Origin of the sequence: Myroides sp. N17-2 (genome assembly GCF_002286775.1) — a bacterium.
In the GTDB taxonomy this organism is placed as follows: Bacteria; Bacteroidota; Bacteroidia; order Flavobacteriales; family Flavobacteriaceae; genus Flavobacterium.
In genome coordinates this window covers 160,881-181,405 of record NZ_NSGJ01000002.1, presented here as the reverse complement: position 1 = coordinate 181,405, position 20,525 = coordinate 160,881, and the positions used below count along the sequence as shown (strand labels likewise).

At 34.5% G+C, this 20,525-nt stretch carries 15 protein-coding genes; 5 read left to right on the top strand and 10 right to left on the bottom strand.

Annotation, left to right across the window (positions count from 1 at the left end; all coding sequences use genetic code 11):
• The first annotated feature begins 67 nt into the window (after positions 1 to 67).
• On the top strand, positions 68 to 949 hold the full coding sequence (locus tag CF599_RS02045; protein ID WP_121964376.1) for a hypothetical protein: 882 nt from the start codon (positions 68 to 70) through the stop codon (positions 947 to 949).
• Here CF599_RS02045 and CF599_RS02040 read toward each other — a convergent pair.
• Complete coding sequence (locus tag CF599_RS02040) at positions 932 to 4,672, bottom strand: BamA/TamA family outer membrane protein (RefSeq protein ID WP_121964375.1); 3,741 nt, start codon at positions 4,670 to 4,672, stop codon at positions 932 to 934. The two genes, CF599_RS02045 and CF599_RS02040, sit on opposite strands and share 18 nt — an antisense overlap.
• A gap of 27 nt (positions 4,673 to 4,699) precedes the next feature.
• Between CF599_RS02040 and CF599_RS02035 the strand changes: the two genes are divergently transcribed.
• The gene (locus tag CF599_RS02035) at positions 4,700 to 5,857 is read left to right on the top strand and encodes a Pycsar system effector family protein (RefSeq protein WP_121964374.1); all 1,158 of its coding nucleotides are present in this window, start codon (positions 4,700 to 4,702) and stop codon (positions 5,855 to 5,857) included.
• Positions 5,858 to 5,961: 104 nt separating this feature from the next.
• On the opposite strand, the gene CF599_RS02030 is transcribed toward CF599_RS02035, so the two are convergent.
• Positions 5,962 to 8,328 carry a hypothetical protein gene (locus tag CF599_RS02030; protein ID WP_121964373.1) on the bottom strand — a complete coding sequence of 789 codons (2,367 nt, stop codon included), beginning with the start codon at positions 8,326 to 8,328 and terminating at the stop codon, positions 5,962 to 5,964.
• Between the two features lie 155 nt (positions 8,329 to 8,483).
• On the opposite strand from CF599_RS02030, the gene dusB reads away from it, so the two are divergent.
• Complete coding sequence (gene dusB / locus CF599_RS02025) at positions 8,484 to 9,476, top strand: tRNA dihydrouridine synthase DusB (protein ID WP_121964372.1); 993 nt, start codon at positions 8,484 to 8,486, stop codon at positions 9,474 to 9,476.
• 327 nt (positions 9,477 to 9,803) lie between these two features.
• Here dusB and CF599_RS02020 read toward each other — a convergent pair whose 3' ends face one another.
• The 5 genes from CF599_RS02020 to CF599_RS02000 all read right to left on the bottom strand — a co-directional run bounded on the left by CF599_RS02020 (position 9,804) and on the right by CF599_RS02000 (position 16,046).
• Positions 9,804 to 10,391, bottom strand: a complete 588-nt coding sequence (locus tag CF599_RS02020) for a type 1 glutamine amidotransferase family protein (RefSeq protein WP_121964371.1) — start codon at positions 10,389 to 10,391, stop codon at positions 9,804 to 9,806.
• 111 nt (positions 10,392 to 10,502) lie between these two features.
• A complete protein-coding gene (locus CF599_RS02015) occupies positions 10,503 to 11,336 on the bottom strand; it encodes a mechanosensitive ion channel family protein (protein WP_121964370.1) in 834 nt (277 codons plus the stop codon).
• A gap of 25 nt (positions 11,337 to 11,361) precedes the next feature.
• The gene (locus CF599_RS02010; RefSeq protein WP_121964369.1) at positions 11,362 to 12,561 is read right to left on the bottom strand and encodes an aminopeptidase C; all 1,200 of its coding nucleotides are present in this window, start codon (positions 12,559 to 12,561) and stop codon (positions 11,362 to 11,364) included.
• A gap of 472 nt (positions 12,562 to 13,033) precedes the next feature.
• Positions 13,034 to 13,909 (bottom strand): hypothetical protein, encoded by an 876-nt coding sequence (locus tag CF599_RS02005; RefSeq protein ID WP_121964368.1) that lies wholly within the window; start codon positions 13,907 to 13,909, stop codon positions 13,034 to 13,036.
• A 235-nt stretch (positions 13,910 to 14,144) separates the two neighbouring features.
• Entirely contained in the window at positions 14,145 to 16,046 is a 1,902-nt protein-coding gene (locus tag CF599_RS02000) for a S9 family peptidase (protein ID WP_121964367.1), read from the bottom strand.
• A 304-nt stretch (positions 16,047 to 16,350) separates the two neighbouring features.
• Between CF599_RS02000 and CF599_RS01995 the strand changes: the two genes are divergently transcribed.
• Both CF599_RS01995 and CF599_RS01990 read left to right on the top strand, forming a co-directional pair.
• The gene (locus CF599_RS01995; RefSeq protein ID WP_121964366.1) at positions 16,351 to 17,595 is read left to right on the top strand and encodes a dicarboxylate/amino acid:cation symporter; all 1,245 of its coding nucleotides are present in this window, start codon (positions 16,351 to 16,353) and stop codon (positions 17,593 to 17,595) included.
• 20 nt (positions 17,596 to 17,615) lie between these two features.
• Entirely contained in the window at positions 17,616 to 18,320 is a 705-nt protein-coding gene (locus CF599_RS01990; protein WP_121964365.1) for a DedA family protein, read from the top strand.
• 448 nt (positions 18,321 to 18,768) lie between these two features.
• Here the strand turns inward: CF599_RS01990 and CF599_RS01985 are convergent, their stop codons facing one another.
• The 3 genes from CF599_RS01985 to CF599_RS01975 form a co-directional block, all read right to left on the bottom strand.
• Complete coding sequence (locus tag CF599_RS01985) at positions 18,769 to 19,110, bottom strand: 2Fe-2S iron-sulfur cluster-binding protein (protein ID WP_121964364.1); 342 nt, start codon at positions 19,108 to 19,110, stop codon at positions 18,769 to 18,771.
• 1 nt (position 19,111) lies between these two features.
• Complete coding sequence (locus CF599_RS01980) at positions 19,112 to 20,164, bottom strand: NAD(P)/FAD-dependent oxidoreductase (protein WP_121964363.1); 1,053 nt, start codon at positions 20,162 to 20,164, stop codon at positions 19,112 to 19,114.
• A 117-nt stretch (positions 20,165 to 20,281) separates the two neighbouring features.
• Entirely contained in the window at positions 20,282 to 20,521 is a 240-nt protein-coding gene (locus CF599_RS01975) for a NifU family protein (RefSeq protein ID WP_121964362.1), read from the bottom strand.
• Between the last annotated feature and the right edge of the window lie 4 nt (positions 20,522 to 20,525).

The window sequence follows — 20,525 nt, the reverse complement described above, 5'->3', positions numbered from 1 at the left end:
AATTCAGAGCTTATTGTATGTTTTTTATATCCACATTTAGTAACTTTATATTTTAAAAAAATACATTATGAAATCGTTACTAACAATATCAATAGTCGCTCTAACTACATTAGCTAGTTGTGGACAAAAAAGTGATATTACCAAAGACCACATTATACTGCCTAATAACCTTAAGGAAGTTTCTGGATTATACTATGACAATGCCTCTAGCTCTTTTTGGGCATTACAAGATAGTGGCAACAAAAGTGAACTATACCAAATCAAATCTGACGGTAAGATAGCACACACTCTAAAGATAAAAGATCAAAAGAATATAGATTGGGAAGAACTTACTGCTGATAAAGAAGGAAATCTCTATATCGGTGACTTTGGTAACAATAAGAATACACGTAAAGACTTGCGCATCCTTAAGATCAACAAAGATGACTTACAAAAAGACAAAGCTAATGTCGCAGATATAATCACTTTTGAATATCCAGAACAAAAGGCATTTCCTCCTAAAGAAACAGAGTTATTATATGATGCTGAAGCATTCATCTTATACAATAATAACTTCTATATCTTCACTAAGAACAGAAGCAAGGGCTTTGATGGAACATCTCTAGTGTATAAAGTACCGAACATAGCAGGACATCACAAAGCTGAACACGTACAAACCTTTAATGGATGTAACGTATATAAACACTGTGCTATCACAGGAGCTGCGATGAGTCCTGATGAGAAGACATTCGTCTTATTGTCTCACTCTAAACTGTGGATCATAGAAGGATTCAACCCGAATGCTATCATGGATGGTAAAATAACAGAGCATAAGCTACACCATATCTCACAGAAAGAATCTGTTACTTTCGGTGATAACAACACTGTCTATCTAGCAGACGAAGTGAAAGATAATACTGGTGGTAAAATATATAAAGTGGATTTGAGTACATTAAAACCCAAACCCTAATCCAAACACAAAGCGACCTCCATCTGCACTGCTAAAATACGAGCAGTGCAGTGTTGCTTGTTCTATCGCACTTACCCATAGACCTGCTCCATAAGAGTTGTGCCATTTATTAGACACCTCTCCTGGTTGCCATACTCTACCGTAGTCAAACCCTCCATAGAAACCATAGCTCATTGGGATAAAACCTGCTGTAAACTGACCTGCATTATATCTCAAGTCTGTTGTTTGTACAAAAGAACTCTTACCTGTAAAACGCTCTGGTCTAAACCCTCGTAGATTAGCATTACCACCTATCACAGCTGCATGGTAGAAATCATAGTTATTATTGAATCTAGTTTGATATGTAAAGTTAGTAGCGAATACTAATCGCTCTGCTCTATCTATGTTATGTATAAAGTTCGCTTTCACATCTAAATAAGGGAAGTTCTGCTCTGTTTCTTTCAGGTTCATCTTCCATCCTAATTTCGAATTAAATCCAAAACCTACAGTTGGATTAGCAGGATAATTATATTGCTCATAATTATACTCTAACTTTAATCCTCCATAATGTTGGAAGTCGAATACCTTAGCATTCACCTCATCAGGATTATCAGTGATAAAACGACCGCTCTTATCCTGTACTTTTAAAGCATTATATTCTACGTTGGCCTCAAAGCTACCGCCTTGCTTTCCTTCATATCTATATCCAGGAGTTATTGAATAACTCTCTACTCTCACACGTTTATAATCATCTCCTTTTTCTTCGTCAAAATAGTATGTTTCATTACCTAAGCCATAATAATTCACAGCGAAGTTAGGACTAGTCGCTCTACCAGCGATAGTAAACATCCAGTTATCTGTAGCGTTAGGAAAAAAACCTTTATACTCCCCTTCAAATCCTTTTGTATTAAATGAATAAAAACCTTTAATAACGTGCTTAGCTGTATAAGGATCTTGAACAAATGTAGATCGTTTAGAACTATATAAAACTCCCAACTTCACTCCATCTTCAGGATTATAACCAATGTTAGGCAATAACATATTAATATTCAGTGGAACATTCTCATAGTTAAAGTTATTAAGGTCATACTTATTTGATAAGATAGTTTTCGTTTTAGTACTTGCTGAAACTACTTCATTTTTCTTATCTGCATAATCATAAACGACAACCTTAGAAGAATTATCAACCAAGAATGAATCTTGGTTCTTACCTCCTATTAATCTCACTTTTATTTTAGCTTTCTCATCCCCTGTCACTTTAAAAGTATCCTCATCATTCAGCCCATAGACCCAAATCTCTTTTGTCTCACCAGCCTTATACGTCTTTTCAAACACAAGTGCTTCACCATCTTTCTTAACGCGATATTGTTTTAACAATACATCACCACCTACTAATCTTTCGATATTAAATAAGTCTTTCTTATCAGTCCCAGACAAGATTACATACTCACGTAATTGTTTATAATACTTTGGTATGAATTGCTCTATCTTACCTCTTCTTGCTTTAAAGATTCTTTTGATGTCTTCAACTTCTTTTGTCTGCACTTCTTTTGGCAATCTATTAAATGCATCATCTAAAGCCACGTCATCTAGTTTACTAACTATATCTCTAGTCTCTGTTAACCAATCTTCTTCAGAAGTCCCTTTTAATAAATATTGATCTAATGGAAATGCGGTTTTATTTATCCAACGCGGATTAGCAAAGTCCTCTGTATAATTCTGCATATGTCTAAGTGGAGGAAGCTTCTTTATCAGTGATAATAACGCTCCATCTATCTTAGCGAATGCTTGATCTCTATCTCGAGGTACAGGTCTATATACGATCTTATCTCCTTCTGTAAATTCTGACCATCTCCACTGATCTCCGTGTCTATCCCAGTCCCCTATCAACATATCGAAGATACGAGCACGCATATATGCTTGTTGATCTACAGTATACTTCTCATCCTTACGCAGTTTTGCGATAACATCAGTTGTACTAACTATCGCTTTAGTATTTCCGAAACTAGCCTCATCCTCATATCCTGATGATGGTCTCTCTTCTATCATATATAATTCATCACCATACTTATCATTAAAACGACCTAATGTAGTTTGTTTAGGCACATAGTATAGTTCTGGATTAGTATGATACATCCCTATCTTATCCGCTAACCCATCTAAGATAAACGGCGTATAAGGATGCGATGTAGTATAGAAGTCGTAGATAAAGCGTTCTGCCCAAGTATTCTCAAAAGAATTCATCACATATTGATCTTTAAAGACTGCTGTCTGCACAAATCTAGACACACTCTTTCTCACTCCACGCATCACATATTCTTTCCCTTCTTTATCTACTAATCTCAATGACATAGATTGATTACCTCCTCCTGATATAGTAGGCGTAAGACCTCCTTTTAATGTGGTCAAGTCAGCTACCGAAGCAGTAATGGGTGTACCATATACATCTCTATAATGTTGCCCCCATAAAAATTTATACCATCCTGTCTTTTCTGTCCATTCTGTAGGATATACACTAGCTTTGATATCTTCTTTACTAACTTCATCATTTGCCGTTAGAGAGCTATAACTATCTCCAAAAGCTTCTAATATCTCTTGATTATAAAGCTCCTCATATTTCCCTTCTTTATATCCATAAAATGCTAGTTTAGCACTTCTATCTTTCATTACCTCTACCTTCGTATATCCATATACTCCAGCTGAGAAGTCACCTTTCTCTATAGCACGTGCAGGTGATAGATTACTCATCGCACCACTCACCACTTGCTTCACACCATCTCGTTCTATATATTGCATATTATGCTCATGTGCTGAGACGATAATCACATTATTATACATCTGAGCTGTCGTGCGAATACGCTTATTTAGTTCATTGTATTTCTTGCTTTGCAAGTCTTGATTATTAAACCCAGACATTGCACGAGTATAATTATAAATACTACCGATCACAGGTAATGGCACATTATTACCTAAAGGGAATAAGTGATCCTTCGTAGAAAACTTTCCACCGTGATTACCATTGCTATACACAGGGTGATGCATTGCTAATAAAACCACTTTATTTTGGTTCTTATTAATCTCCCCCCTAACCTCTTCGAAGAAATCTTCTCTAGTCTTGATATCACAGTCTTCATTAATATTAGCATGCTCATCCCAATTCTCTAGATACCATTGACTATCGATGACTAGTAAAACTGTTTCATCGTTAACTTTTAATCTCTCTAAACCACACACCTTACGCGGAAGCATTACTCTTTTATCTCCTGTCGTTTCTACAAGATATTGTCCTAAATTCTTCACCCCCTCATATCCTCTACCCCAATCTGACTCACCTTTGATAAACACTGTATTCCCTTTGTTATCTTTGATTAAATCTGTCTGTTGTGTTAGAGCTTTCTGTTCTTTCTCTCTTTTACTAGAGGTATCCTTAGGCAATCCTTTTTTTGTATTATCACCAAGAAACACTAATGTTGATCCCTTAGTACTTTGCTCACTTATAACATTTTTAAATGCCTTAAAATGTGCTGTTTCCTCTTTACTATTAGCTTGACTTGTATTTCCTATTAAATAGTATGTATGAGCTACTTGACCCTGATCTCCCTGTGACAATACACTACTGTCTCCTTTCGTAGACTTATGCTGTGGATCTAAGGAAGCACACGAAAACAGTACTCCTACAACACTAATTGATAGCAATACAGGTATTTTAGTTTGTTTTAACGGTCTGTGAGAAAATAATTTCATATTTTTAGGGGTATAAATGTTATGAACATGACTATTCTACAAAAGATTGAAGAACATATCTTTCAGATACACAAAGATACACTATCACATCAATATACGTACCACAACTTTAACCATACTCTACGTGTAGTAAATGGTTTAGAGGAAATTTTAACACATATAACCGTTACTGACCACGAAGCAGACCTTCTTCGTTATGCTGCTTGGTTTCACGATGTAGGATATATCAATTCTTGGGAGGGTCATGAAGAGCGAGGAGCACAGATTGCACAGACCTATCTGTTAGACAATGGCATTCCACATGATGATGTCCTAATTGTTATGTCTCTTATTCTCGCTACTAAACTAGATTATGTCCCTGAGAATGACTTAGAGTGTATTCTTAAAGATGCTGACTTTGCCCATTTCTCTGATGATAATTATGTAGAAACAAGTAATCTCCTAAAGAAAGAGATCGAACAGTTATGCGATAAGACATTTACGCAACTAGAATGGTTAGAACAAAATAGAGATGTGATGTTATATAGACATCGCTACTATACTTCATATACACAACAAAATTGGCAACCGACTAAACAAAAGAATTTATTAGAAGTATTAGCCAAAATAGATAAAGTAAAAGAAAATAAAAAGAAGAAAGAAAAGATAGATTCTAATAGAACAATAGACACATTATTTAGAACTACACTGAGAAACCATACTTCTCTTAGTGCTATAGCAGATAGAAAAGCCAACATACTACTATCTGTTAATGCCATCATTATCTCAATATGTTTATCTACGCTTATCCCTAAACTAGATAGTCCGAGTAATGCACACTTGATTATGCCTACCTTTATATTGCTAATATTTAGTGTGGCTACTATTATCTTTGCAATACAATCTACACGTCCCAAATTAACATCTGGTAAATTCACCAAAGAACAAGTACAGAATAAAGAGGTCAACTTATTATTCTTTGGCACCTTTCATCAGATGCCTTTTGAAGAATATGAAGAATCTTTAAGTGAGATTATGAAAGACAAACAATATCTACATCATGCTTTAATTAAAGATTTATATAGCTTAGGTATTGTACTTAATAAGAAGTATAAATTTCTTCGTATCACTTATGCCGTTTTCACTATAGGTATTCTATTATCTGTAGTAGCTTTTACCTTAGCATTTAGAGGTATTGGTTTTTAAAAGCATTACGCAATAACTTATGTTAATCTTTAGATCGATAAAATAATAATAGGCATTCAACTCTCATTGAATGCCTATTTCTATAATATATAAATTAATAGCTTTTAAGAATATTGGCTTCTAAGAAATCTATGCATTAGTGTATTATAATCAAGATCTTCTATATTATAATCTAAGTTCACTCCTATGCGTATTCCTATTAGACCAGATACACTCTGCATATCTTCGATTAAGAATTGCTCAAGATTATTATCTAACAATCCAATCTTTTGCCCAAACTCTATATAGCTTAAATATTCTTCTAAATGATAATTAGACGCAAATGCTATTGTTATTTTACGAGGTTGTACAATGCGCTCAGTTGATCCCTTAACACAGGCTTTATCTAATCTCTTTTTGATTATCTCATAACGAGTATTATAAGAACCATCTATATCGAAGCGCTTTTCATCTAGTCTAAACTGAATTCCTAAAGAAGAATCATAGACAAAGATTAATACAGTCACATCCATCTCTAAAGCATCCTGTATATTATTGCGGTAATGTACACACATTTGCTCACTCATCACCTGCAATTGCCACAATCTCAAATTATGTAGATATGTAAAATCAAATGATTTATTAGGACTGATAGAACTTCCGATATATAAATTATGCTCAACACCATCTGTCTTAAATCGTTCATAATAATGAGGAAACACTTTTTGTACGGCCTCCTGACGGAAGTCTAACAAATCAGAGAAAGACTTATTCATCTTTGCTACTTGTGTATCATAAACTTTTCTATATCTATAATATATACCTAACTGCATATCTATAAACATAAAATAATCTTCTAACTTTTGCTTACAAAATAGATGTTCTTCCTTTGTCAAATAAGGATGCACTTCTTTAGTGATATAAGTCTGTATACGCTGTTCTAATCCAGATACTAAGTTATTTTCTAGCTGACGAAGATAAGCCTGTAACTTAAGAATATGACGTTCTAATATTAAGGCATTCTCTTGTAAAGAACAATTGTCAAAAATTGCTATTAGTTTTACTAATTGTTCCTTAAGATCATTAAAGATTGCCTCATTACGCAATGCTCCAGATCCTTTGATATCAATCTCGCCATAAAGAGGATAAACATTCTTAAACGATATCGGATTTAGATATACATCCTTATCGACCACACTATCTATATAATTACGTCTCGCTTCTTCTAAAAACTTCCAATATACACTAGGATGTATTGTAGTAAACTCTCTTTGTATAATTGCCTCGATGTGGTTTTGCATATCTGCTTTCACTCGCTCAAATGTCTCAGAAATAATAGGCATAATTCCATTTAACTTCTGAGCATTCACACTATTCAATACTCTAGCCTCACTAGAGACAATCTCAAAAACTCCTTCGATTCCACTAGAAATTACGACAGGACTAAATAAACAACTCTTGATGTCATTAGCCTTTAAGTGTAGACACATCTCTCTCTCATCTTCATCTTCTAAAGCTACGTCAATATCCGAAATACTGTAATATCCCTTCTGATTAACTACTGCCTCTTGTGCTTTCTTTGATAGAATAATAGACGATCTCTCTTCATTCAATAAGAAACTAGACATCGCCATTATCTCATTAGTTTCCTTTTGTATTAAGACATCTGCGATTAGAGGAGTAAATCCTATTCTCAAGTTAGGAACTCTAAAAATAGAGCTAAACAAAGGCTCCATAATATTACCAATACAGACACTCTGTAACTCTGACTTCAGGAAATTCTCCTTAAGCAAGGACATTGCATTCTCTATAGTAACATCTACAAGATTAATAATACCAAAACCATTTAACTGCCAACTATGTTGAGGAAACTTCTCTTTCCACAAGGCTAAATCATCGAAGTTATCTTCAAGTAATTCAATATCCTCTTTGGTCAGCATTACTGCATTCTCCTTAGGAATAACTTCTACAAAGTCTGCATTATATAATACTCTATAGTGATGAATAATCTCCTTAGCATCAGGTAAATCAATAAACAATGGCCTAGTCAAATCAAAATTAGCCTTAAAATAATGATTCATAATAATACAGCAACTCGCGATATAATACTGATGCTGGCTAAAATCACGAATCTCTATATTATAATTCCCTCCGCTCTCTTCAATTATCTTTCTAAACCTTCTACTATGATTAAACATCAAATTCTGAAAAGGCATCCCTACAGCTTTGATCTCATTATCTGTTAATGCGATAGGAAACAAGATCTCTAAAAGTTCATTAATCAGAACGCGGTTATCATCGAGTATCTTAGCATCTATAATGGGCTCTAACAGGCATGGCACCTCACTCACACGTTCTAGCAAATCTTTAAAGTACGTCTTTTTGATATCGTTCTTCTTTGGGTCATTTATAAAGATATGCATCGCTTCTACTAAACGATGAAAAGAGAATTTAATCTCAAAAGGAGTAAAATCAAACGTCGCTAATCTCATAGTGGTGGATGTATAATAAAGGTTAAAGATACAAAATAACTGACTGTGTATATCCTAGAGAGTCTCCTCTTATTTGAATTAAAGACAACATTAACTAAACTAAAAAACAAAAAGCCAAAAAAATCGTACTTTTGCATCAAATTTCTAGAACGAATATGATTAAAATAGGCAATATAGAACTTCCTGATCATCCATTACTTTTAGCTCCTATGGAGGATGTAAGTGATCCACCGTTTCGCCGTTTGTGTAAAGCACATGGTGCTGACCTGATGTATTCTGAATTTATCTCTTCTGAGGGACTGATTAGAGATGCGATGAAAAGTAAGATGAAACTAGACATATTCGACTATGAACGCCCAGTAGGTATTCAGATATTCGGAGGTGATGAGGAGGCTATGGCACAGTCTGCAAGAATTGTAGAAACTGTACAGCCAGATTTAGTTGATATTAACTTTGGATGTCCTGTTAAGAAAGTAGTTTCTAAAGGAGCAGGTGCGGGAGTGCTTAAAGACATTGATCTAATGATTCGCTTAACTAAAGCAGTAGTTACCAGCACACACTTACCGGTTACTGTGAAGACACGTCTTGGTTGGGATGATGAATCTATCAATATTGACGAAGTAGCAGAGCGCTTACAAGATGTAGGAGTACAAGCACTGACAGTACACGCACGTACTAGAGCACAGATGTATAAAGGTCACTCAGATTGGACACATATCGAACGTATCAAAAACAACCCACGTATACACATCCCTATCTTCGGTAACGGAGATATAGATAACCCTCAGAAAGCTCTAGAATATAAAGAGACATTCGGGTTAGACGGAATGATGATCGGACGTGCCGCTATCGGATATCCATGGATTTTTAACGAGATTAAGCACTTCTTTAATACTGGAGAGATATTACCTCCACCTACTATAAAGGATAGGCTAGATGCAGCTAAAAATCACTTGATTTGGTCTATGGAATGGAAAGGTGAGCGATTAGGTATCGTAGAGATGAGACGACACTATACAAATTACTTTAAGGGAATCCGCGGTTTTAAACCACATCGTTTACAATTAGTAACCACTGATGATCCGATAGAGTTATTAGCACTATTCGATAGGATAGCAGAAGAATATAAAGACTATGTAGTAGAATAAAGATTTCTACTATTTCATATAAATCAAGAGGGTACCTTATAAAAGGTATTCTCTTTTTTTTATAACTACAAAACTAAAATTATCCCAATAAGAGAGTAGTCTACCCTTATATTCAAAAATATAACTGACAATCTGTAGTACTCCACTCCCTATTAAATGCGAAAAGAGGCTATATCAACAGCCTCTTTCTTTTTCAAAACAATTTTACTTGAATTCAAATACAGTAGTTACTACTAAATAACTACTCCCTAACTAACTATAACCAATGTCTTATGCAGACATTCCTAACATGGTCTATTTACAAACGCATTATTATGGTAATTAGTATTAAGCAGAAGGGAAAATTCCATATTTAAATAATTGATACCATCTATTTATATATTCTTCATTAAAGTCAAGCTCCTTCATAATTTCTTTTGTAAACTCAAGAGGTGCTATACCTGTAGCTGTAATTATATTATCCCCTTTCACTGAAAGTTCATTTACATAATTACCTTCCCCTTGATAAGAAGGCACTAGTCCCTGCATGTAAAACAACGCATTACTAGTATGCTGTACCTGATCTAGCATTCCTTTATGTGCTAAATACAATGTCGCTCCACAGATAGCAGCAATAGGCAACTTACGCTGATAAATGTTATAGATCACACTGTCTAAATCCATAAGATCTTTCTTATTCTCTTCCCACATCTGCCCTCCTACTAGAATCAATAGCTTCATATTCATCAGGTTTATATCAGCTAAACTAGCATCAACACTTACTTTCATTCCTCCCATAGACACTACATCTGCCCCTGTATCAGATACAGTTAGCACAGTATATCTATTATCTTGTCTCAATTCTGGCATCAGGTATCCAATCTCCCAGTCTGAATATCCATCAAATAAGTAAACGTAAATATGATTTGCTTCCATCTTTTTTATTTTACTCAAATATAGCCCAATAAATAGCAGTCGTATAAAAAAATACGCTACAAATTATAGCAAAAAAAACTCCTTTCAAATTGAAAGGAGTCTCTTAACTTATTAATCTCTAATATGTTTATCATCTATTATGTGTACATCACGCTGAGGAAATGGAATCTCAATATTAGCAGTATCTAGTGCATTCTTTACTAATTGTTGAATAGCAAATACTGTATCCCAATAGTTCGCTCTTTCCATCCATACACGGACATTTAAGTTAACCGAACTATCCGCTAGACTATTGACATAAACTAAAGGAAGAGGATCTTGTTTTACTCTATCATCTTTAGCCAACGCTTCTAAGATCACTGTTTGTGCCACCTTAATGTTCGCATCATAAGAAATTCCGACAACGAAATCATAACGACGAGAGGCAATATCTGAATAATTAGTAATCACAGAGTTTGCTAATGGTCCATTAGGACTATATATTTTCAGTCCTGTAGGCCCTGTCAATGTTGTATATAACAAATCAATCTTATCTACTGTACCTTCTGTACCAGCAGGGTTAGAGATATACTCTCCTACTTTAAATGGCTTAAACAACAAGATCAATACCCCACCTGCGAAGTTAGACAAACTCCCCTGAAGTGCTAAACCAATCGCTAAACCAGCAGAAGCAAATATCGTCAAAAATGAAGTAGTCTGAATACCCATAGTAGAGGCTGCCGTTAATAACAACAACACATATAATGAAGCCTGAATAATACTTAGTAAGAATCCTCTAAGAGACTTCTCCATATTCTTCTTCTCAAAACGATTACGTAGTCCTCTTAAAAATGATTTTATAATAAAACCTCCGATTACTAATATCAGTACACCTACCCCTATCTGGGGTAAGGCTCCCATCGTATTTGTAATCATCACATCTAATCCAACAGCAAATTTTTCCATAGCGCTTTTTTAATTTATTTTCTTTTTACAAACTTAGTTTCTTAGCAATGTCTTTAGGAATACCATCCTTGTGTATCATGATATCAGTAGTTTTATATTTCACAAACTCTTTACTCATATACATATACCCTTTATAATCATTCGTAGTTCCCCAAGAGTTTTTGATGATGTAATACTCACGACCTTTTTGATCTTTAGAAATCCCTACAATGTGCATACCGTGGTCATCTGTAGTCGTATAATTATCAAAAGCCTCTTGACGCATCTCTGCAGTAACTTTACGCTCAGGCTTAGGCCCATTAAACATATCGTCTTTCTCCGCAGTAGTCATATCATCCCATTCTTTCTCAGGTACGAATGCTACTCCATTTTTCCAGCTAAAGTATTTCTCACTAACATCACCAGCCCATGCTACAGTGAATCCTTTCTTAACAGCGTGATCAATAATATCAGTTAACTCGTTGATCTGAACATTATACACTTGATCAAACCCCCAGTTATCAGGTACTAATAAGATAAACTTCTCATATAATGGATAGTTCATATCAGAACCAATCTCTACATAATCATTAGCATTAATCCCTACTACCTCTTTAGCAAAAGTCTCAGGAGTATATGTCTTTCCTTCCCAAGTGAACTCTTTAGGCACTTCTCCTAGATAAGCATCTATCGCAGCAGTATATGCTTTTTCCCAGTTAGGCGTAAGCTTTTTATTAGGATTAGAGACAACAGCTTTAAGTATACCCTCTTGGACAGCTGCCATCTCAGCGAACTTATTAGCTGCAGTACCATAGTTTAATCCAGAATAGACAGACTGAGGTACAGCACCATATTTTTTATACATATTCATTACATCGTGAAATGCTCCACCATCACCTAAAGTGACAGCACCATGCATTTTGACATACATTTTCCCTTTTTCTACATAAGCATTACGCGCAGAGTAAATCTGAGAAATCTCAACAGGGCGTTTCCCCATACGCATCATCTCTGATTCTATAAATGAATTAGCAGAATATGACCAACAAGTTCCCGATGAACCTTGATTTTTAATAGAAGTATTCTCTATATTAATTACATCTGTGAACTTATATAGTTCTTTACTCTTAGCACTAGCATTTAATTTAAGTGAATTAACTAGATTATCTTGAGCAAAAGAAGTTGCAGAATATCCAGCTGATAGCATTAGGGCTAAAACCCATGCTTTAAATTGATTTTTATACATATTGTTAGGTTTGTTAGAATCGTAAAGATAAAAAAAGGGATAAGAATTGGCATAAAAACAACACTTTAAATACTATTTTATTCTGTTTCACTAGTTTAATCAACCATATTTATTGTGTATTAACCAAGATATACACAGTCCTATTACTAGCTCACCTACTTGATCTATACATCTCACACCTAATTTTTGCTAAATAATTATACTTCCTCTTTGACCTATTAACATACTATTGATAACTATATGCTAGGAAGGTGATAGGCAGGTGATAGGCTTGTTTTTGGTACTTTTCAGCCCATCACATGCCTATCAACAGCCGACCACATGCCGACCACCCCTAAAAAGAACGGTAAAAAACACATAATCAACAGCTCTCTTTTAGCTTGACTATCCTAAAAGTCAATCTCTTTATAACAATGAAAAAAGGCTACCTCCCAAACGGGAAATAGCCTTTACAAAAAACATATCTTGAATGTTATTTTAACTCTTTATATGTGATAGTAGCGTTACCTTTTATTGTATATGAAACCCACTTATACTCAACTTTATGAGTTATCGGATTCCAATCATCTTCATATACATGATCAATTATAGTGTATTCAAATGAAGTCGGATAATTATCCTTATCGTATTTATATGCTATAGTAGTCTCTACATACTCTTCACTACCCACTAAGGCATGCTTTAAGTAAGTTGGATTATTTACAGGTAACAATTTATTTAAATAATCAACTCCATTAAAAGCACCTGCATTCACTCCAAAATCTACTTGAGTCTTTTTACTTAAATCAACAGCTCCAGTAGTATTTAAAGTATGGAAAGCTGCAAAAGGTTGTGTATCATACCTCATTGTGCTTTTATATTCTCCAATAACTTTATCTGTTTCATCGTAAGAATAGAAAGTCATGTCAACGGCATTACCTTTATCCATTTGATTAACTTTACCTATTTTTCCAAGATTAAAAGGAGTTACACCAAGAAAATCAGAAACAATATGTTTTTTAGTTACTTTCTTTTCTCCTTCGTATGTATCTTCTATTTCAGTTGACTCAATATCTTTTACAATTCCCTTGTCATCATAAGAAAACTTATAAAACAAGTCATTTTCTTCACTCTCCATAGTGATTAACTTCTTATTCTCATATTTAAAAAGAAATATAGAAGTTTGATAATCAGGCTTACCGTCATAATTATCGGTAGAATTAATATTAATCTTATCGATAACTAATATCTTTTTATTAGGTGGAGTAACTCCTCCATTCTCTCCTCCATTAGAACTATTATCATCTGAACTACATGATACCCCAACAAATGCAAGTGCAACTAAAGCACTGTAAATAATCTTTTTCATAGTAATTTATTTTTTGACAAAATTAACATAAATAGCATACCTAATAATTCTAAATACATTATTACATAAAGACAACCTCTACAATTACTTATCTACACAAATCACATTATCAAGACGCCATTAATATAAAAAATCAAACATTCTAACCCTTTTACAATCAGAATAATATTGTCAAAAAAAAGCAGTGTACCCCATAATTAGGATACACTGCTCATTATATTAGTTTAAGTATTAACTAAAGTGTTTCTTTCAACCAACGGAAAAATTCACCTTGCCATACTTGTGCGTTCTGTGGTTTCACTACCCAATGGTTCTCTTCTGGTAAATATAAGAATCTACTTTTGATTCCTCTAAGTTGTGCTGCTTGAAAAGCTTCTTGTCCTTGTCCGATAGGCACACGGTAATCTTTACCACCTTGGATAACTAAGATAGGCGTATTCCATTTGTCAACGTTGTTGATAGGATTAAAGTTTTTGATAGCATTTTGTGCATCTTTATTGTCTTTTTCCCAATATGCTCCACCTGTATCGAAGTTAGGGAAGAATACCTCCTCTGTAGTTCCATACATACTTACTAAATCAAATACTCCACAGTGTGAAATAAACGATTTGAAGCGGTTCTCGTGGATACCTGCTAAGTAGAATACTGAGTACCCACCGTAGCTAGCACCTACAGCACCTAATCTCGCTTTATCAACATATTTTTCTTTTGCTACATCATCGATAGCAGCTAAGTAATCTTGCATTGGTTTACCACCCCAATCTTTAGAGATAGCTTCATTCCACTCTACTCCATGTCCAGGCATACCTCTACGGTTAGGAGCTACCACGATATATCCTTCTGCAGCCATTAACTGGAAGTTCCAACGGAAAGAATAGAATTGAGATAATGCAGACTGTGGTCCACCTTGAGCATATAATAAAGTAGGATACTTTTTATTAGGATCAAAATTAGGAGGATATACTACCCAAGTAACCATATCTTTTCCATCAACAGTCTTAACGATTCTCTTCTCGCTTTTGCTTAATGCAATTTTAGAATAAGCCTCATTATTTACTTTCGTGATTTGGTTCCAAGTGTTTTTAGCCATATTATAAGCATAAACTTCAGAAGCATGGTTAAAGTCAGTACGTGTAACGATAGCTGTATCACCAGTCACATCAACAATACCATTCACGTCAAAATCACCATTAGTAATTTGTCTAACGTTAATAGCAATACGTGTTCTACCAGGGAAGTTTACTTCGAATAACTGTACAGTACCTTTTACAGCAGCGATAAAGTATATTTTCTTACCATCTTTACTCCATTTATAGCTGTCTACAGTACCATCCCATCCACCAGTAAGGTTCATATCAATTCCGTTATAACGTACAATGATATCATTCTTATCCGCTTCGAATCCGTCGCGTTTCATTTGTAACCAAGTAAGGTGTCCTTCTGGAGAATAAGTAGGGTGTGTATCATACCCTTTATTTGCTTCTGTTAAGTTAGAAGTTTTCTTAGTTGCTAAGTCGTATAAATATAAATCTGTATTTGTACTAGTAGCGTACTCTGTTCCAAATTTCTTTTTAGACACATAGATAATACCTGTTCCATCAGGAGTCCAAGTATAGTCTTCGTCTCCTCCGAATGGTTTTTGAGGTGCATCATATGGCTCATTAGCCATAATATCTACTTTAGACTCTTTGTTATCTTTATTTGCATAGAACACGTGGTTATGAGAACCATCATTCCAAGTATCCCAATGTCTATAATCTAAACCATCAAATACATAAGTATTCGATTTTTCCATAGTAGGATAAAGATCTTTACCTAATACTTTATTAATCTTTACTGCTTCATCAGATAAGATTAACTTTCCGTCAGGAGAGATATTCTTATCACTTAGTAAATGTTTGTATTCAGTAATTTCAACTGGAGAACCACCAGTAACAGGGATTTGATAAGTTTTAGAATCAAACTTATCTTCTGCCATATTAGCGTGACTTACTTTAAAGATTAGGTTTTTACCATCTTTAGTAACTCCTATCGGACTTACTCTACCTAATTTCCAAAGAAGCTCTTTAGTCATCACTTCTTGAGAAAAAGCAGATAAACTCGCTAAGCTTAAAGCAAATAAGAATATTTTTTTCATTGTTAGGGTTTTATAAAAGCGTAAAAATAGGCTTTTCATTTGATTTGGAGCGAAAGATAAGTAATTCTATCATTAAGACGCCGTTTTCTTATACAAAGAACAGTATATGAGGCAGTATTCTAAATTAAATATTAATATAAAATGAAGCTATTCTACATTAACTCATATTATTATCAATAAAACATTAAAAAAACGTCCAATAAGTCCATAATTCGTACTAAGGAAACGCAAGAGCGTTATTTTTTCTTTAATAACTCTGATATTGGAAAAAAAATAGGTATTTTCACGCTCAAATTTATTCTTTATGAAAAACAACAAACTATTCATAGCTATCATTGTCGCTCTTTTGCTAGGTGTAGTTCTTGGAAGTATTTATCACTATGCTTTCCCAGAATACATACCTGCATTTGCTGAAAACATTAAACTTTTAGGTACTATCTTTATCCGTTTAGTACAGATGATTATCGCTCCTTTAGTATTCTGTACATTGGTAGTAGGTATCGCTAAGATGGGAGATATGAGCATGGTAGGCCGTGTAGGAGCTAAAGCAATGGGATGGTTTATCACTGCATCTTTAGTATCATTAACTATCGGATTAGTATTAGTTAATTGGTTCAAACCAGGTGTAGGAGCTAATTTTGATTTAAGTAATGTATCAGGAGCAGATGATCTGCTTACTAAAAAAGATGTTTTAAGCTTGCAGTCATTTGTTGAGCATTTAATCCCTAAGAGTATATTCGAAGCCTTTGCACACAATGAGATTCTTCAGATTGTGGTATTCTCTGTGTTCTTTGGAATTGCCTTATCTACATTAGGAAAAAAAGGAAAATCAGTAATCAAGTTATTTGATAAAGTAGCAGAAGTAGTACTTAAGATGGTGACTTACATCATGTGGACTGCTCCTTTAGGAGTATTAGGAGCTATTGCTAGTGCCGTTGCTCTTTATGGACTATCTATCTTCTTAACCTATGGTAAATACCTTGTAGCGTTTGCTTCAGGATTAGTAATATTATGGGCTGTACTAATTTTAGTAGGGTACTTAATCATTGGTAAAGATGTATGGAGATTATTAAAAGCTATTAAAGAACCTCTATTAATCGCCTTCTCTACTACGAGTAGTGAGGCAGTATTCCCTAAATTAGTAGAGCAGTTAAAAGCTTACGGTTGTTCTCCAAAAATCGTTTCATTTACCTTACCTTTGGGATACTCATTTAATTTAGATGGAAGTATGATGTACTTAACATTTGCTTCTATTTTCATTGCACAGATATACGATGTACACATGAGTCTGGCAGACCAAGTATTAATGTTATTAGTATTAATGGTTACAAGTAAAGGAGTAGCAGGTGTTCCACGTGCATCACTTATCGTTATCGTTGCCACATGTGCAATGTTTAATATTCCACCTGAGGGGATTGCTTTTATTTTACCTATCGATCACTTCTGTGATATGGGAAGAAGTATGACTAACGTATTAGGTAATGCATTATCAACAGCTGCAATTGATAAATTTGAAACAAAACATGAACAAAATAACCTATTAAGTTAGGTTACAGAATATAAAACACAATGGACGAATTCACAATCTCACAGCTTATAAACCCTGAATTCTATATAAACTTACAGATAGCAGGACACTCAATAGGTATATATGTAGTTTTATTTATTGTATTTGCAGAAACAGGATTATTCGCAGGTTTCTTCTTACCAGGAGATAGTTTACTTTTCTTATCTGGTATTTATAGTACAGCATTAATGGCAGAAGTATTCCCTATAGAGAGTGACTTCGCTAACGTAGCTTTATTATCTACACTAGTAGCATTAGCAGGTATTCTAGGAAATAGTTTTGGATATTGGTTTGGTAGGAAAAGTGGAAACTACCTCTACAATGTTAAAGACAACTTCATATACAAAAAGAAATATCTTTATGAATCAAAAGTATTCTTCGAAAGACATGGAGGTAGAGCGATTATCTTCGCACGTTTCTTACCTGTAGTTAGAACATTCGCTCCTATTATAGCAGGAATTGTACATATGGATTTAAAGAAATTCATGTTGTACAACGTTATTAGTTCATTCTTATGGGCGACTACGTTAATCTTCGCTGGACACTACCTACAAGTTTGGTTATTAAGCGATTATGGCATTGATCTAAAACACTATATTGAATATATCATTCTATTCTTAGTTTTAGTCACTACTCTTCCTATCGTAATGAAACTTATCAAAAGTAAAGGAGGGAAACAAGAAACTGAAAATATAGACGAGGCTTAGTCTAAGCATTATCTCATATAAACAAAAAAGGATTGTCTTATAAGACAATCCTTTTTTGTTTGTATATAGTCCATTTACTAGTAATAATGGGGTATATTCAACAGTTGGAGACTAAGCAAAAAATCTAGTTAATCTAAAGAGAAAAACTAGATCAACGTTAAAAGTTGTAAGCTAGACAATTTATTTGAGTCAAGAGTGGGTCAAGAGTGAGTCAAGAATTCTTCAGTAAAAAGGATTTATAGTAGAACAATGTGGTGGTAATGTTGAAGAAGTATTGAAGTGGCTGCAATAAAAGATAACATTTCGAAACCAATATCAAGACTTCCTTAGATCTCTTTTATTCGCTTTACTAAAGTATATCCCACTTGTACCTAGCACATACACAAAAAAAAGGCCTGTATCAAGAGATACAAGCCTTCTTTATTATAATGATTATTAATCTAACACCTTATCCAATCGGAGCGATTTCGAATACTAATCCCTCTACTTTCTCATCTGCAGGTATCTGGCAGCTAAGTCTACTAGTAGGTTTAACATTACGAGCATCTGAAGCTAACAGAGAGTCCTCTTCATCACCCATCTCAGGTAGTTCTACTTCGTCTCCATTTATCATATAGCATTGGCAAGAAGCACACATTAACATCCCTCCACATATTCCAAAAGTTCCTTCCTCTACTAATTCATAAGCGCGAACAACTTCCATCATATTCATTCCCATATCAGTAGGAGCGTCTATTACATGAGTTTGTCCTTCGCGATCAATAATGGTTATTTTAATATCTTCAGCCATATTAGTCAATTGATTTAACTACTGCCTTTTCAGCTTCCTTACGTGTACCATCAAAACCATTGATACCAGAAACAGTAGTATATTTTAATACAAACTTCTTACCTGGATTCATCATATTGTATACACTTTGGCACATTAAAGTAGCCTCGTGGAATCCACATAAGATTAATTTTAATTTACCTGGGTAGATGTTAACATCACCAATAGCATAAATACCAGGTATGTTCGTTTGATAGTCAAGTGCATTATTTACTTTAATAGCATTCTTCTCTATCTCTAATCCCCAGTCTGCAATAGGTCCAAGCTTAGGAGTTAATCCAAATAAAGGAATGAAATTATCACAAGCTATTTCGCGTTTCTCTCCATCGATATCCACGACTACAGCTTCTAATTTATCTGCTCCTTTAAGTTCAACAACTTCCCCAGGAGTGATCATAGTGATTTTTCCTTGATCTTTTAATACCTGTACTTTCTCTACAGAATCTAAAGCTCCACGGAATTCATTACGTCTATGTACTAAGTAAACTTCTTCTGCAATATCCGCTAAGAAAATACTCCAATCTAGAGCTGAGTCACCACCACCAGCGATAACAATCTTCTTACCAGCAAACATTTCCGGTTTTTTAACAAAATACTCTACCCCTTTATCCTCATAATATGCAAGGTTCTCTAGCTCTGGTTTACGTGGTTCAAAAGAACCTAATCCTCCTGCTATAGCAACTGCGCTACCATGATGTTTCGTCCCCTTATTAGTTGTAACTATAAAAGTACCATCTTCTAACTTCTCTACAGTCTCCGCTACTTCATTTAATGTAAAGCCAGGTTGAAACTGCTTTATTTGTTCCATTAAATTATCGATTAACTCCGATGCCCCAACACTTGGATAACCAGGTATATCAAAAATAGGTTTCTTAGGATACAACTCTGTAAGTTGTCCTCCTGGTTGTGGAAGTCCGTCTATAAGATGGCATTTCAGTTTTAATAATCCTGCTTCGAATACAGCGAACAGGCCAGTAGGGCCCGCTCCAATAATTATTATATCGGTCTCAATCATGATGTAGTTCTTTGTGCAAAGTTCCTCTTTGCGATATTTATTAAAAATGATAAAAGTCAGTTATGCACAATAAGTACCATATAAGTCCTTAATTACACATAACTGACAATGTTATTTTTATCCCACATTAACTACAGATTCGATCTGTGGAGCATACTTTTTAATAGTAGTTTCTACTCCAGCACTTAGCGTCATTTGATTAACACTACAAGCTGTACAAGCGCCTTCTAAGCGAACATGCACATGCTTATCGTCAACGATATCAAGTAGAGTGATATCTCCTCCGTCCGCTTGTAAGAATGGACGAATCTCATCTAACGCCTTTTCTACATTCTGTTTTATAGTCTGTGATGCCATATAT